This window comes from Flavobacterium sp. ov086 (genome assembly GCF_900187965.1).
Lineage (GTDB): Bacteria > Bacteroidota > Bacteroidia > Flavobacteriales > Flavobacteriaceae > Flavobacterium.
This window is the reverse complement of record NZ_FZNL01000012.1, coordinates 113,291-127,897: the sequence shown is the minus strand read 5'-3', so window position 1 is coordinate 127,897 and position 14,607 is coordinate 113,291. Positions and strand designations below refer to the sequence as shown.

8 protein-coding genes are annotated in these 14,607 nt (G+C 35.4%); 6 read left to right on the top strand and 2 right to left on the bottom strand.

What is annotated here, in order from left to right; translation table 11 throughout:
* Positions 1 to 12: 12 nt before the first annotated feature.
* Positions 13 to 1,605, bottom strand: a complete 1,593-nt coding sequence (locus tag CHB81_RS14375; RefSeq protein WP_089352552.1) for an MFS transporter — start codon at positions 1,603 to 1,605, stop codon at positions 13 to 15.
* A gap of 16 nt (positions 1,606 to 1,621) precedes the next feature.
* The gene (locus tag CHB81_RS14370; protein WP_089352551.1) at positions 1,622 to 3,097 is read right to left on the bottom strand and encodes a nitrate/nitrite transporter; all 1,476 of its coding nucleotides are present in this window, start codon (positions 3,095 to 3,097) and stop codon (positions 1,622 to 1,624) included.
* A gap of 1,057 nt (positions 3,098 to 4,154) precedes the next feature.
* On the opposite strand from CHB81_RS14370, the gene CHB81_RS14360 reads away from it, so the two are divergent.
* The 6 genes from CHB81_RS14360 (at position 4,155) to CHB81_RS14335 (ending at position 14,575) form a co-directional block, all read left to right on the top strand.
* On the top strand, positions 4,155 to 7,286 hold the full coding sequence (locus tag CHB81_RS14360; protein WP_089352549.1) for a TonB-dependent receptor: 3,132 nt from the start codon (positions 4,155 to 4,157) through the stop codon (positions 7,284 to 7,286).
* 17 nt (positions 7,287 to 7,303) lie between these two features.
* The gene (locus tag CHB81_RS14355) at positions 7,304 to 8,776 is read left to right on the top strand and encodes a RagB/SusD family nutrient uptake outer membrane protein (RefSeq protein WP_089352548.1); all 1,473 of its coding nucleotides are present in this window, start codon (positions 7,304 to 7,306) and stop codon (positions 8,774 to 8,776) included.
* Between the two features lie 27 nt (positions 8,777 to 8,803).
* Positions 8,804 to 10,372, top strand: coding sequence for an arylsulfatase (locus CHB81_RS14350; protein ID WP_089352547.1), 1,569 nt, complete (start codon positions 8,804 to 8,806; stop codon positions 10,370 to 10,372).
* Positions 10,373 to 10,451: 79 nt separating this feature from the next.
* Positions 10,452 to 12,377, top strand: a complete 1,926-nt coding sequence (locus CHB81_RS14345) for an arylsulfatase (protein WP_089352546.1) — start codon at positions 10,452 to 10,454, stop codon at positions 12,375 to 12,377.
* Between the two features lie 411 nt (positions 12,378 to 12,788).
* Positions 12,789 to 13,850 carry a sterol desaturase family protein gene (locus CHB81_RS14340; RefSeq protein WP_089352545.1) on the top strand — a complete coding sequence of 354 codons (1,062 nt, stop codon included), beginning with the start codon at positions 12,789 to 12,791 and terminating at the stop codon, positions 13,848 to 13,850.
* Between the two features lie 5 nt (positions 13,851 to 13,855).
* Positions 13,856 to 14,575, top strand: coding sequence for a thioredoxin domain-containing protein (locus tag CHB81_RS14335; protein ID WP_089352544.1), 720 nt, complete (start codon positions 13,856 to 13,858; stop codon positions 14,573 to 14,575).
* The last annotated feature ends 32 nt before the right edge of the window (positions 14,576 to 14,607 follow it).

Sequence of the window (14,607 nt, the reverse complement as noted above, 5' to 3'; positions counted from 1 at the left end):
ATGATTACTTTTCTAACTTGGTTTCTCGCAACCTTTACGATTATAAAACCACCAATTTATACCAGTAGCTAAGATAGCGAAAACTGCAACACAAATAAAGAATTGATTTACAGTACCATTAGCAGAAATATTATTCCCTATTGATTTTGAAAATATAAATGGTCCAAAAGCTGCAATTGCTGCTGTCCAACCAATAACTCCTGCTGCCTGACGTTGATTTTCGGCAAAAATAATTGGGTATTGTCTAAACGTTCCTGCATTTCCGATTCCTGTAAAAAAGAACATTCCCAGAATTACGGTTACAAAAAGCGGGAATTGATCCATACTTGTTGGCGCTACTAATCCTTGTGTTACTAAAATAATTGCTCCGGCTAAAATTCCTAAACCAGTAATTGTGGTTAGTATTGCTCCTCCAACTTTGTCAGCCACAAAACCAAAAGCAACTCTACTCGCTGATCCTATAAGCGGACCATAAAAAGCATATACTAAAGGATCCGGCGCATTAGGAAAATCTCCATACAAGAACTTAATCATTAATGGAAAAGCTGCCGACAAACCTGCAAATGTTCCAAAAGTCATTACGTAAGTTATTGTACAATACCAAGTATGCTTATTCGAGAAAATATCCAATTGTTCTCTAATAGAGGCTTTCATTGGAATGCTTCTTAAATAAAACCAACTTATAAATGATAATAACAGTAAAAAAGGAACGTACCAAAATGCTGCGGATTGCAAGTAAATTTCTTTGTTTTTGACTGCAGTATTTTCAGCACTGATATTGTTTAAAATTTTCTCTGCCAATTTAGGATTTGCATTTGCAATGGCTTTAGCCTTTGCTTTTACTGGCAATGCTATAAAAATGGTCGTATTATCTGATGAATTAACTGCTGTACTTACGGAATCTAATATGGGTTTCTTTACATTAGATAATATTTTAGTCTGTACTTCTGGGTTAAGTGCTGCAAAAACTTCTTTTTGTTTTTCTAAGCTTGCGTTTTGAAATACAGTAATCGTCTCTTTTGGATCGATGCTTGTAAATACTGATGCTGCTCCATAAATCCCGACACTAATTATAAGGGGTGTAACAAATTGTGCTACCGAAACACCAAAATTCCCTATACCTGCCTGAATTCCGAGCGCAGTACCTTTTAATCTTTTAGGGAAAAATAAATTTGTACTTGGCATATAAGAGGAGAAATCACCTCCTCCAAAACCAGTTGCAAAAGCTAATACTGCAAATACCCAAAAAGGGGTATCTACATTCATTACTGCAAAACCAATTCCTATTACGGGAATTAATTTTATTGCTGTAGCAAAAGATACTACATGTCGTGTACCAAATATTGGTAATATAAAGGTGTGGATAATTCTTAAAAATCCCGCTGCTAATCCGGGAATTGCAGTTAGCCAAAAAAGCTGATCTTTAGAAAAATTAAAGCCTAAACCGGGTAATTTGACAGCGATAACGCTCATCATAAACCATGAGGCAAAAGATAATATTAATGTTAATGTTGTTATTGTTAAAGTTCTCCAAGCAATTTTACTTCCGGCAGCATTCCAAAACGCTTCATCTTCGGGTTCCCATTTGTCTAACCAAGTTTTCATATTATATATTTGTTATTTAATGATTGTGTTCTATATCTCTGGTAAAATCAGGTGATTTTTTTCTCATCGCATTTATGATTGTTCTATGCATCCAAAGCAGGCAAAGAACTGATACTATGAAAATAAATATCCAGGAACTGGTCCAGAGTCCGGTATAATTAAGGAGATAACCAAAAATGATTGGGCCAATGAATCCGCCTAGTCCGCCTATTAAACCAACCATTCCGCCAACGACACCTACTTCGTTAGGAAAATATTCCGGAATATGTTTATAGACTGCGGCTTTACCAATTCCCCACGAGATTCCTATAAGGATTACCAGAATTACATATACCCATAAATTGGCGCTAAACTTAATTTGCGTGACACCTTGGGCTAATAACTCTTTCTTTTTGACTTCTTGATTTTGTTCTACTACAATTTCCTGCCACGAATTCTTTACAGGAAAAATTGCTTTATCATCGTTGTTTGAAATTTCTTTTTTATGGATTTTATGTTCTTTACCATTTACAGTAATTGCTTCTGCAGAAACTTCGGTAACTATACCATTTGTACCGGAAAGAACTCCGGGACCTGCGGTAAAAATTTCCATTTTTGGAAACATTAATAAAAAGCTAATTACTATAGATGAGCCAAGTACCCAATACATTACTTTTCTGGCTCCAAACTTATCTGATAAATAACCGCCAAAAGCTCTGATAATTCCTGATGGCAAACTGAACATTGTAGCAAACATTCCGCCCATTACCAATGAGGTATGATAAACATTCATGAAATTAGGAACTAACCATTGTGAATAAGCTACAAAGCATCCGAATACTAAAAAGTAATAGGCTCCAAAACGCCACACACGAATATTTTTAAGTGGAGACATCAATTCTCCCATTGTTTTTGAAACTCCAGAATTGATTTTATTTTTAGCAAAAACAATAAAAAGTATTCCTATAAGTATTAATACTGCTCCATAAATAATGGGAAGCATTTTCCAACCGTTTAAAGGATCTTTTTCTGATAGCTGATTTAATAAAGTTGGTGCTATAAAAGTTGTTATCGCAGCTCCGGCATTTCCCATTCCGAAAATACCTAATGCTCTACCCTGCCAGTTTTTAGGATACCAAGCTGAAGTATAACCTATTCCTACTGCAAAACTGGTTCCTACTAAGCCAAAGAAAAAACTTAAAACGGCAAAGCTCCAAAAGGAATTGGCAAAAGGAAGTAGAAAAAGAGGAATAGAACAAAGTATCAACAAAATTGAAAATACAATTTTACCTCCATATTTATCCGTCAAAATACCTATAGGAAGTCGGAATATAGAACCTGATAATATAGGAATCCCTAATAACCAGCCTGTTTCAACAACTGTCCAGTTAAAAATACCTTTATCAACGAGATAAGTAACTAAAACACCATTTAATGTCCAACAGGCAAAACAAATTGTAAATGCTAATGTATTTAAAAATAAAATTTTATGCGATTGCGAAAGATTACTCATATCTGCTTCTTTATTAACTTCTTTATTTTCAGCAACTTTTATTAAGGTCAGAAAACAATGACTCTAATATATCCACAAAGGTGGCCGAATATATTCTTACAAAAAATGATAATTGTCATGAAGCAGCTATTGACACTTTTAATTTATTTTAACCTGTTGCATGTAATTAATTTCAGTACAGAATTGATGTTTCAAATAAAATTTTATGGGATTCGAAAAAGAAAATTTTCTTTTGAAGATGTATTTAAAATATGGGAGCTTTAAGAAACTGAAAAAGCTTTTAAAAATTGACAATCGATCTTAAATGACGTTTTTAGTTCATTTTCAATCTTTTGAAAAAAGTTTAAAGGATAAAAACCAAGTAAAAAATACTACATTTTAAGGTTCACCAGCAATGCTTTTTTAACAATTATTGAAATAAAACAAAAATACACAACTAACTAACAATCAACAATATAAATACAATAAAATCAATTTAAAATGCATACTAAGCCTCTCTCTGAAAAAAAAACTTCTGAAATTTTTGGATTTTATTATATTAAAATTAACTTTGTCTATAGGATTAGTAGAGTTTAAAATAATATTTAAAACCAAAAAAACTAAATTTTGAAAACAACCGCAAGCATATCGTATAACAATCTTCCTGAAAACTATACTTATAACACTTTATGTTATATGTGCTTCTGTTGCTAATTCCCACCACAATTTATTCGTCATCTGATTTCCTTATTTACAAATCAGATTTAAAAATCGAATTTCTTATATATCAAAAATACCCTATTACTGAAAATAACAAAAGTCTGTTTAATGCAATAACCTGTATTAAAAAGACACTTGAAACTATACCTGTACAATTAAAAAAAAAATGACTAATAACTAAAAAAAACTAAAATGAAAGAGATGCAAAGCAGTTGCTGTAAATAAAAAAAGCCATTTCTGCGGCAACAGAAATGGCAAGGCTTAAAGAACATTTATCACTAAATCAAGAAAACCATCAGAGAGTTGAAAATTCAACTTTCAAGGCGCCTTGTTAATTACTTAAAACCATTACAAAGAAATGAAAAAAAAATTAAACATATACTCATTGCTTTTTCTCCTTCTGCTCTCGGCAGGAATTAATGCCCAAAACACCACTCCGCTTATACAATCTAAACTTGACGGAACTGTTGTTGATGATGTTACAAATCAACCCATTATAGGTGCTTCTGTTGTTATTAAAGGTACAACACACGGAGTTCAGACAGATGCTGAAGGAAAATTTTATTTTCAAACAGGTCAAAAATTTCCTTACACTTTAATAGTAACTTATATTGGATATAAAAAAACCGAAATAATCGTTGACAAAAATCCTGTTACGATCAACTTAAAAGAAGAACGTCAAGAACTGGACGAATTAGTAGTTGTGGGTTATGGCTCTCAAAAAAGAAAAGATATTACAGGCTCTGTAGCATCGGTTCCAAAAGCTAATTTATCGCAAGTTACCTCATCTGCAGATAATCTGCTGCGTGGTGCTATTCCCGGAGTGGTAGTTACACAAAGTTCCGGACGTCCGGGAGCTTCGTCAAGTGTACGTATTCGAGGCGGAAACTCTATTACGGCAGGTAACGAACCGTTGTATGTTGTTGATGGAGTTTTAATTTATAATGACAATAGCAATAGTACTGCGGGAGTTTCTTTTGCAGGTGCGACTGTCAATGTTTTATCGACGATAAATCCCGGTGATATTGAATCTATTGAAGTTTTGAAAGATGCTTCTGCAACTGCAATTTATGGTTCTCGTGGTGCAAATGGTGTTGTTCTTATTACGACTAAAAAAGGAACTAAAGGACAGGATAATATTTCGTACCAAGGCTATTTTGGAGTGCAATCAGTTTCAAAAAAACTGGATATCATGAATGCTTCGCAATGGGCTAGTTTACGTAATGATGTTCAGGCAAGCATTGGTCAGGCACCTTCGTTTACTCCGGCTCAAATTGAGGCTTTTAAAACTTCTGAAAATTATAACTGGCAGGATGCACTTTTTAGAACCGGAGCACCGGTTCAAAATCATCAACTAACATTCTCCGGTGGAGACGATCGTTCAAGATATGCCGTTTCGGCAGGATATTTTGACCAGGAAGGTGTTGTGATTGGATCAGATTTTAAACGTATTTCGCTTCGTGCCAATTATGAAAGAAACTATTCACAGGCTTTTAAATTTGGTGTAAATGCCAATTACAGTAATTCAATATCAAACGGAATTGGAACAAATGGCGGAGGAAGTTCCGGCAGACAGCCAAATCCTATTGTTACAGCTTTATTAATGGCTCCGGTAGTACCTATTAAAAATGCTGACGGAAGTTATAATGTAACAAACAATCCTTACGCAACATCGGTTAATGGCTATATTTCCAACCCAATTAATGATTTGGAAAACACAACCAATGAAACTAAAATCAATAGAATCCTGACGAGTTTATTTGGAGAATACAAAATCACTAAAAAACTGGTTGCCAAAATTGCCGTTAGCGGTGATGTAATCAATACCAAACAAAATTATTATGCTCCGGCAAATACCACAAATGGTGCGGGAACAAAAGGTCTGGCTTCTGTTGGAGACAGATTAGTGAGTTCTGTATTGAATGAAAATACGTTGAACTACAATACCAACTTTGGTGAAAACCATAAATTCTCGGCTTTGGGTGGATATACCCTTCAGTACACTCAAGGTGAAGTTGTTAATGCAGGTGCTCAAACATTTGTTAATGATTCTAATACCTACAATGCTTTGCAAGATGGTGTTCCGGTGAAACCTTATAGTGATGCATTCGAAAGTGTTTTGAAATCATGGTTGGCCAGAGTAAATTATTCTTATAAAGGAAAATACAATTTTATAGTATCAACACGCGCCGATGGTTCGTCAAGATTTGGATCTGAGTCGCTTTGGGGGTATTTCCCGTCAGCAGGTTTCTCGTGGAATATTACCGATGAAGAATTTGCAAACCACATTAAAGGTGTAACCGAAGCAAAACTTAGAATTACCGCAGGAACAACCGGAAATCAGGAAATTGGAAATTACCTTTCTCTTGCTCAAATGGGTTCTGTAAACTATGCCTTTGGAGGAACTTTACAAACCGGATTGGCTCCTACCCGATTGGCAAATCCTGATTTGAAATGGGAAAAAACCAATCAATATAATATTGGTTTAGACTTATCCTTATTAGATCGAAAAATCAATTTTGTTTTTGATGTGTATTACAAAAAAACAAAAGATTTGTTAATCAATGTTCCAATTCCGTTGACTTCTGGATATGCTACAGTGCTTCAAAACATTGGAGGTGTTGAAAATAAAGGGATCGAAATTGGTTTGATTACTGAAAACATCAAAACAGAAAACTTTTCATGGAATTCTAACTTTGTTTTCTCTGCCAATAAAAACAAAGTAGTTTCTATAGGAAACGGTGTTAATCAATTTTTTCCGGTAGTTCCAAATGGTTCATTATTACAGCAACAACCCGTAACTGTAAAAGTAGGATTGCCTTTGGGAACTTTCTGGGGATACAGAACCGCAGGTATTTTCCAGACTCAGGAAGAAGTTAACACACAACCAAAAATAAACAGTCTTGCCAATACTAAAGTTGGGGACAGAAAATATGTTGATACTAACGGAGATGGTGTAATTACAGCACTTGACAAAGGAAATCTGGGAAGCTCTCAGCCAAAATTTGTTGGAAGTTTCAGCAACACAATTTCTTACCATGATTTTGATCTTAATTTTTCTTTCCAGGGATCTTATGGCGGAAAAGTATTTAATGCCCTAAATCAGCAATTAGAAATTTCTACACTTGGTACAAATGCTGCGTCAACGCTTAATGATCGCTGGACACCAACAAATCCAAGCAATGAAATCCCAAGAGCCTCAAGTTCTCCTTTAGGAATCGTTTCTGAGCGTTACGTCGAAGATGCTTCTTTCCTGAGATTAAAGCTAATCACTCTTGGTTATACGCTGCCTAAAAGTCTTTCGTCTAAACTAGGAACAAAAAGTATCAAATTCTATGTATCAGCAGAAAACCTGATTACATGGACAAAATATACAGGCTTTGATCCAGAGGTGAGCTCTTATGAACAAAACAACTTATATCCGGGAATTGACTTTGGTTCTTATCCAAATTCCAGAACATTCATTTCGGGCTTGAACGTAACTTTCTAAGTAAAAAAATATACACAATGAAAAAGATTATAATAACAATCATACTAAGTGCCGGTTTATTTGCATCGTGCACTGATCTGGAGGTAACACCAACCTCTTTTGTAACCGAAGATAAATTCTTCAACACGCAGGATGACGCAATTGCAAGTGTAAATGCTGTTTATGCTTCGCTGAGTTTAGATCCGGGAGAGCAAAGTTTATTTGGACGAAATCTATATTTCCTTACTGATATGGGATCTGATTATGCAGCAGCGGGAGTTTCGGCAACGAATCCTCAGGTAAGAGCAATGAGCAGTTTGACGCATGATGCGACTAATGATCGTGTTCAGGTTGCTTGGCGCCAAATTTACAACGGTATAAACAGAGCCAATGTCTCAATCGACAATGTTCCTAAAGTAACCGGAAACGATGTTATAAAAACAAGATTGATTAATGAATCAAAATTCATCAGGGCATTATTATACTTCCAAGCCGTTCGTCTTTGGGGAGGAGTTCCAATTGTTTTGCACGAGCCAACTTCTATTCAATTAGAAAGTTTAAAAACAAAAAGAGCCACTGTAGACGAAGTTTACGCACAAATAATTTCGGATTTGAAAGATGCCGAAAACCTTCCTGCTACGTATCCTGCAACTGATACCGGACGTGCAACTTCGGGAGCTGCAAAAGCCATTTTAGCTAAAGTATATCTAACAAGAAAAGATTGGCCAAATGCAATTCTGAAGGCTCGTGAAGTTATTAATGGAGGTTATGGTTATGCTCTTTTTGAAAATTTTCAGGACATTTTCACTAAAACAAAAAAGAATGGAAAAGAACATATTTTCTCTGTTCAGTTTGAGCCAAATCAAGCCGGAAACGGATCAAGCGGAAGTACTTTTCAAGGAACATCTTTTACAGGATTTACAGCTACAGAACCGGCAGATATTATCTCTGATGTTGCTTTATTCTATGATATATATGCCGCAGGAGATACAAGAAGGGACGTAAGTTATGCCAAACAATTACTTAACCCAACAACTGGAACGCTTTATACTTTTCCGAAGCCAATCTTTAAAAAATATCTTGATTTAACTAACCTCGCTACTCCAGGAAATGTGGCAATTAATTTTCCTGTAATTCGCTATGCTGATATTTTATTGTCTTTGGCGGAAGCGATAAATGAGCAGGGAGCACAAACACCGGAAGCTTATGAATTGATTAATCAGGTAAGAAGAAGAGCTTTTGCAAAACCAATCAATACTCCAGATCCAACAATAGATTTGGTAGGATTAACGCAAACAACTTTCAGAGCTGCCATTCAGGAAGAACGCAAAAAAGAGTTTGTTCAGGAAGGACAACGCTGGTTTGACTTGGTACGTTGGGGAACTCTTGTTACCGAAGTAAAAAAAGTAACTGCTAAGAATTCGGTTTCAGAAAGAAATAACCTGTATCCGATTCCGCAAAGCGAAAGAAATATTAACCCGGACGGCTTACCACAGAATCCTGGCTATTAATAAAAAGCTTACATACAAGTAAATAAAATGATTAAAAAACTGCTCATTATTGCCCTACTGGTTGTTGTACAATCTCAGCTATTTGCACAGAAAAAACAACCTAACATTATCGTCATTTTGGCGGATGATTTAGGTTTCTCAGATATTGGTGCTTTTGGTTCAGAAATTAAAACTCCAAACTTAGATAAGCTCGCTAAAAACGGGCTTATTCTAAAGCAATTTTACAATGCAGGGCGCTGCTGTCCTTCTCGGGCTTCATTGCTCACTGGTTTGTATCCGCATCAGGCAGGCGTTGGTGATATGGTGCAAGACAAAGGATTTCCAGCCTATCAGGGATATTTAAACGAGCATTGTATCACAATTGCGCAAGCACTCAAACAGGCAGGATACAATACTATTGTTTCCGGAAAATGGCACGTTGGTTTAGTACCATCAGCTTTGGCGGTTAATAGAGGGTTTGATGATTCTTTTACTTTACAAAACAATGGAAGCAGTTATTTCAACTCGGAACCTTTGTATAACGACGGTAGAAAAATTACTTTTTTGAAAAGAGATAAAGAAATTATTCGCACGGATACTTCAACTTATCTGACTCAGGAAATTACCAATTTTGCGCTTCGTTCTTTAGAAAAACAAAGAAATCAGCAAAAGCCTTTTTTCCTTTATGTGGCTTATAATGCACCGCATTGGCCCATTCAGGCATTGCCCGAAGATATTGCAAAATACAAAGGCAAATACTTAGAAGGCTGGGATAAATTGAGAGCAAGCCGTTTTAAAAAATTAAAAGAACAAGGAATTATTAATAAAAACTGGGACTTATCAAATCGGTTTGAAAAAGTGCCGGATTGGGAAAAACTAAGTGCCGAAGAAAAAGACAAATGGGATACCCGAATGGCAATTTATGCCGCGATGATCGACCGAATGGATGCCGGAATTGGAGAAATCCTGCAGAAAGTAAAGGCTTTGGGGGAAGAAGATAATACACTTATTCTTTTTCTTTCGGATAATGGTGGAAGTGTTGATGATGTGAAAAACTGGAATTATGTTACACAAAAAAATGGAACACCAGGTTCAGTTGCTTCGATTGATAGTTACGAAAGTCCGTGGGGAAATGTGAGCAACACGCCTTTTCAATTATTCAAAAAGAACACCCACGAAGGCGGTATTGCTTCCCCGTTTATTGCCTATTATCCAAAGCATATTAAGGCAGGAACAGTAAGTAACAGAGTAAGTCATTTGATTGATATTTTTCCAACTTTCCTCGAGTATGCCGGTTTTCAATATCCGGATTCTTTTCAAGAAAAAAAGCTAACACCCTTAGAAGGTATTAGCTTGAAAAAGGAATTTGAAGGACAACAATCTGATGCACATGAAGCTTTGTTTTGGGAGCATGAAGGCAGTAAAGCAGTACGAAAAGGGCAATGGAAGGCTGTAGCCGAAAACAATCAGCCTTGGGAATTGTACAATCTTGCTACAGACCGAACAGAAACAAAAAATCTGGCAAAATTAGAACCAAAATTGCTACAATCGCTGATTGAATTACATCAGCAATGGTCAACAAAAGTAGGTATTGAAGATTGGAATAAGATAAAATAGTATACAGTTAAGTAAACAAGTTTAATCTAATATTTATTGCAGAAATTCTATAACTAATGATAATAAAAAAATAATAATTATGAAAAATTTCAAATACAATGGTAAAATCAAAAGCGCTAATAAAGGGCTTTTGATTACTGCATTACTTGTTGCACAATTTGGTTTTGCACAAGAAAAGCAAGAAGAATTTAAAGGTGTAATCGGTAAAACATTAGCCGATTCTAAAGAGTATTGGCCAGAGCCGGTAAAAGCTCCGGCCGGTGCACCAAATGTTGTCTGGATTCTGTTGGATGATGTAGGATTTGGCGCTTCAAGTGCTTTTGGAGGTTTGATCGAAACACCAACTTTTGACGCTTTAGCCAACAATGGTTTGCGTTATACTAATTTTCATACCACCGCTATTTGTGCTCCTACCCGAGCTGCATTATTAACCGGAAGAAATTCAGGAAGAGTACATGTAAGCGGATTTTCGCATACTATTTTATCAGCAGGTTTCCCTGGTTGGGACGGAAAAATTCCATCAGATAAAGGAACAATTGCAGAGATTTTGCGTGATAATGGTTATAACACTTTTGCAGTTGGTAAATATGGCGTAACTCCAGACGAAGATGCCACAGATGCAGGACCATTTGACAGATGGCCAACCGGAAAAGGATTTGATCATTTCTATGGTTTCTTAGGATCACAAACAGATCAATACAATCCTGATTTAGTAGAAGATCAGGTACATATAAAACCAGACGGAAGACATTTGAATGAACTTATTACAGACAAAGCGATTAGTTACATTCAAAGACAGCAAAAAGCAGCGCCTGGAAAACCATTCTTTTTGTACTATGCACCAGGAGCAGCGCATGCACCACATCAGGTAGCCACAAAATGGAGCGATCCATACAAAGGAAAATTTGATGAAGGTTGGGATGCTTACCGCGAAAAAGTAATTGCAAACCAAAAGAAATTAGGTGTAATTCCCGCCAATGCCGTATTACCGGAACGTAACCCATTAATTACAGATTGGAAAAAACTAACTCCGGATCAAAAGAAAGTATATGCACGCTTTATGGAAGTTTACGCAGGATTCCTGACCTATACAGATTACGAAGTGGGAAGAGTTGTAAATTATCTAAAAGAAACAAATCAATTGGATAATACTGTAATTTTTGTAGCAATTGGAGACAACGGTGCCAGTAAAGAAGGAACTACTGAAGGAACAATTAATCAAAGTTTATTCTCTCAAGGAACTTCTGACGACGAAAACCTAAAGAAAAACTTAGCGAATATTGACGAAATTGGAACCCCAAAAGGGCTGAATACCAATTATCCGTTAGGATGGGCACAGGCAACAAATGTACCTTTTAAAAACTGGAAACAAGATGCACAATCCGAAGGAGGAACACACAACCCGCTGATTGTTTTTTATCCAAAAGGAATTAAAGAAAAAGGCGGAATTAGAAATCAATACAGCCATGTAACAGATTTATTGCCTACAACTTTGGATATTGCAGGAATTAAAGCGCCGGAATATATCAAAAATGTGAAACAGGATATTATTCAGGGTTCGTCATTATACGCTTCATTGAATGACGCTAAAGCGGAATCTTTACACAAAGTTCAATACTACTATATTTTTGGAAACAGAGCGATTTATAAAGATGGCTGGAAAGCCGGAGCTGCACATTTACCGGATGCATTTGCTGTAAAAAAAGCATTGGGTAAAAATGAAAAACCTGTTGAAAGTAATTTTGATACAGATGTTTGGGAACTATATAATCTAAACGAAGACTTTAACGAACGCAATAATCTGGCAAAAAAATACCCTGAAAAATTAGCAGAACTTAAAAAAGTATTTGACGAACAAGCCAAAGAAAACAACGTTTATCCGCTTATCGACTGGCAAGATGTATACAACAGAAGGATACACAATACCGGAGCCGACAAAGGAAAAACGCTTCAGGATTTGATAAAACAAGTATCAAAACCAGGAAGTGCGGGAAGTTCTAACTAAGAAAGTTTTCAACCTTCTCGATTGGCAGCACGTTTTAAAAACGACGTGTTCACAAGAAAAATAAATAAAAGTTTTCGGGCTATTATACAAGCGCCAAAAGTGTTCTTAATAGCTCGGATCTTAAATTCAAAAATAAAAACTGTAAACTATTGTAACAAAATTCTACAATAATATTAAATTAAATTCTACTAATTTTATAGAATTAATAGTTTTATTTTTAAATTTACGACTTAAAATAACTTAAAAGAGTTTTAAAAAACATACAACCATATAATATACATTAAGATGAAAAGAGTAGACTATGAAATTATAGGAAAAAAAATCATCGTGGGAGCGATCGTTTTTTTAGTTCCGCTAGTCATATTAGCGGGAGGTTTAGCATTAATTAATCAATTTTTAAAATAAGAAATCATGGCAATAGTTCAAAGAGAAAAACTTACAAGAGATCTAATTATCAGTCTTTTTATTTACAGTTTGCCTGTAGTGGCAATTTTCCTTTATTTTAAACTAACAAATGGTGTTGTAGCAGAATCGCATATTACATTACCATCATTTTTAGAATTTTCGAAACCCGCATTCGAACACATCAGAACTTGGGGATTAACCGTTTTTATGTTGGTTTTGGGTATTATCGAATTTGGCGCAGGTTTATATGATGATCAATGGACCGGTCAGGAACGCAAAGTAGATATCATTTGTTTCCTTGCTCCAAAATTGCTTTTACCACCGGTAATTGCTTTTTTCAGCTTAACAGCTTTACCATATTTAATCCCAAATCTTGCTAACACACTTTCATGGGTTCCGTTTTGGGGAGGTTTTTTCCTTATCGCAATTGCTGATGATTTAACGCAATACTGGTACCACCGTTTACATCATCAAGTCCCATTTTTATGGCGTTTTCATAGAACACATCATTCAGCTCCATACATGGGAATGGCAATGGCTTCAAGACAAAACTTTATATATACTGTTTTCTTTTCGCAAATTTACTTAACAGCAACACTAACTTATTTAGGTTTAGGATTACCGGCATTATTTGTTTTAGTGATTAAAAGTTTTATCACTTTGGGAGCGCATTCAAGTATTGCTTGGGATAAACCATTTTACAAATACAAAGTTTTACATCCTATTGCATGGGTTTTAGAACGCCTAATCTCAACTCCGGCAACACATCACGCACACCATGCTGATACAAGTGGTGACGGTGTTGGGCACTTTAAAGGTAACTTCGGAAACATGTTTTTCCTTTGGGATGTTATCTTCGGAACCGGGTTAATCACCCGTAAATTCCCGCAATCATACGGCACGAAATCATACAAACAAGAAGAATGGTATGCTCAGTTTTTATGGCCAATATTCAAATCTAAAAAAGAAGGAAGTCCGCTTGCCGAAGGTGTATTATCATTGCCAATAAAAGCAAGACCAGAGAATGTTACACCAAGTCCGGTTTATTACGAACAGGCTCAATCTTAAAAATCATGAAGAAAAATAAAACAATCAAAAACAGTATTACAATGTTAATACTGTTTTTATCTATAATTGGTTTTGCCCAAAATGAAAAATCAAACACCGTTTCGCTTGAGGTTTTTTACACGAAAATTCAGAGTCAAAAAAATCCGCAGATAATTGATGCCAGAGGTCCCGAAGAATTTGCTTTAAACCATATCATTGGGTCTATAAATTTTAACTCACAATCAGCCGATTACAATAAACAAATTGCTAAATTAGATCAGTCAAAACCCGTATTTATCTATTCGATTGGAGCGGGAAGAAGTGTACAGCTTGAAAAAGAATTACTGAAAATCGGTTTTTCAGAAGCATATACTTTAGAAGGTGGAATTGCCAATTGGATTGGTGGCGGGAAACCATTTTTTGCCAATTCAAAAAGTAAATTAAATTTAGCCGAATACAAAAAAATCATTTCTGAAAATAATGATGTTCTGGTTGATATTGGTTCTAAATATTGTGGCGCCTGCAAAAAAGTAAAACCAGTTTTAGAAACCATCAAGGCACAATATGGAGATAATTTAAAAATCGTAGAAATTGATTTGGAAGATAATCCGCAAGTAATCGCTGATTTAAAAACAGTGAAAGTCTTCCCTACTTTGATTTTATATAAAAAAGGAAAAATTGCATTTAAAAAAGATGGTTTAGGTGATTTGAAAAATGATGTTGATGTGGCTTTAGCTTCAAAATAACAATTTAAAATCATTGATTTAATCTCCTGCAA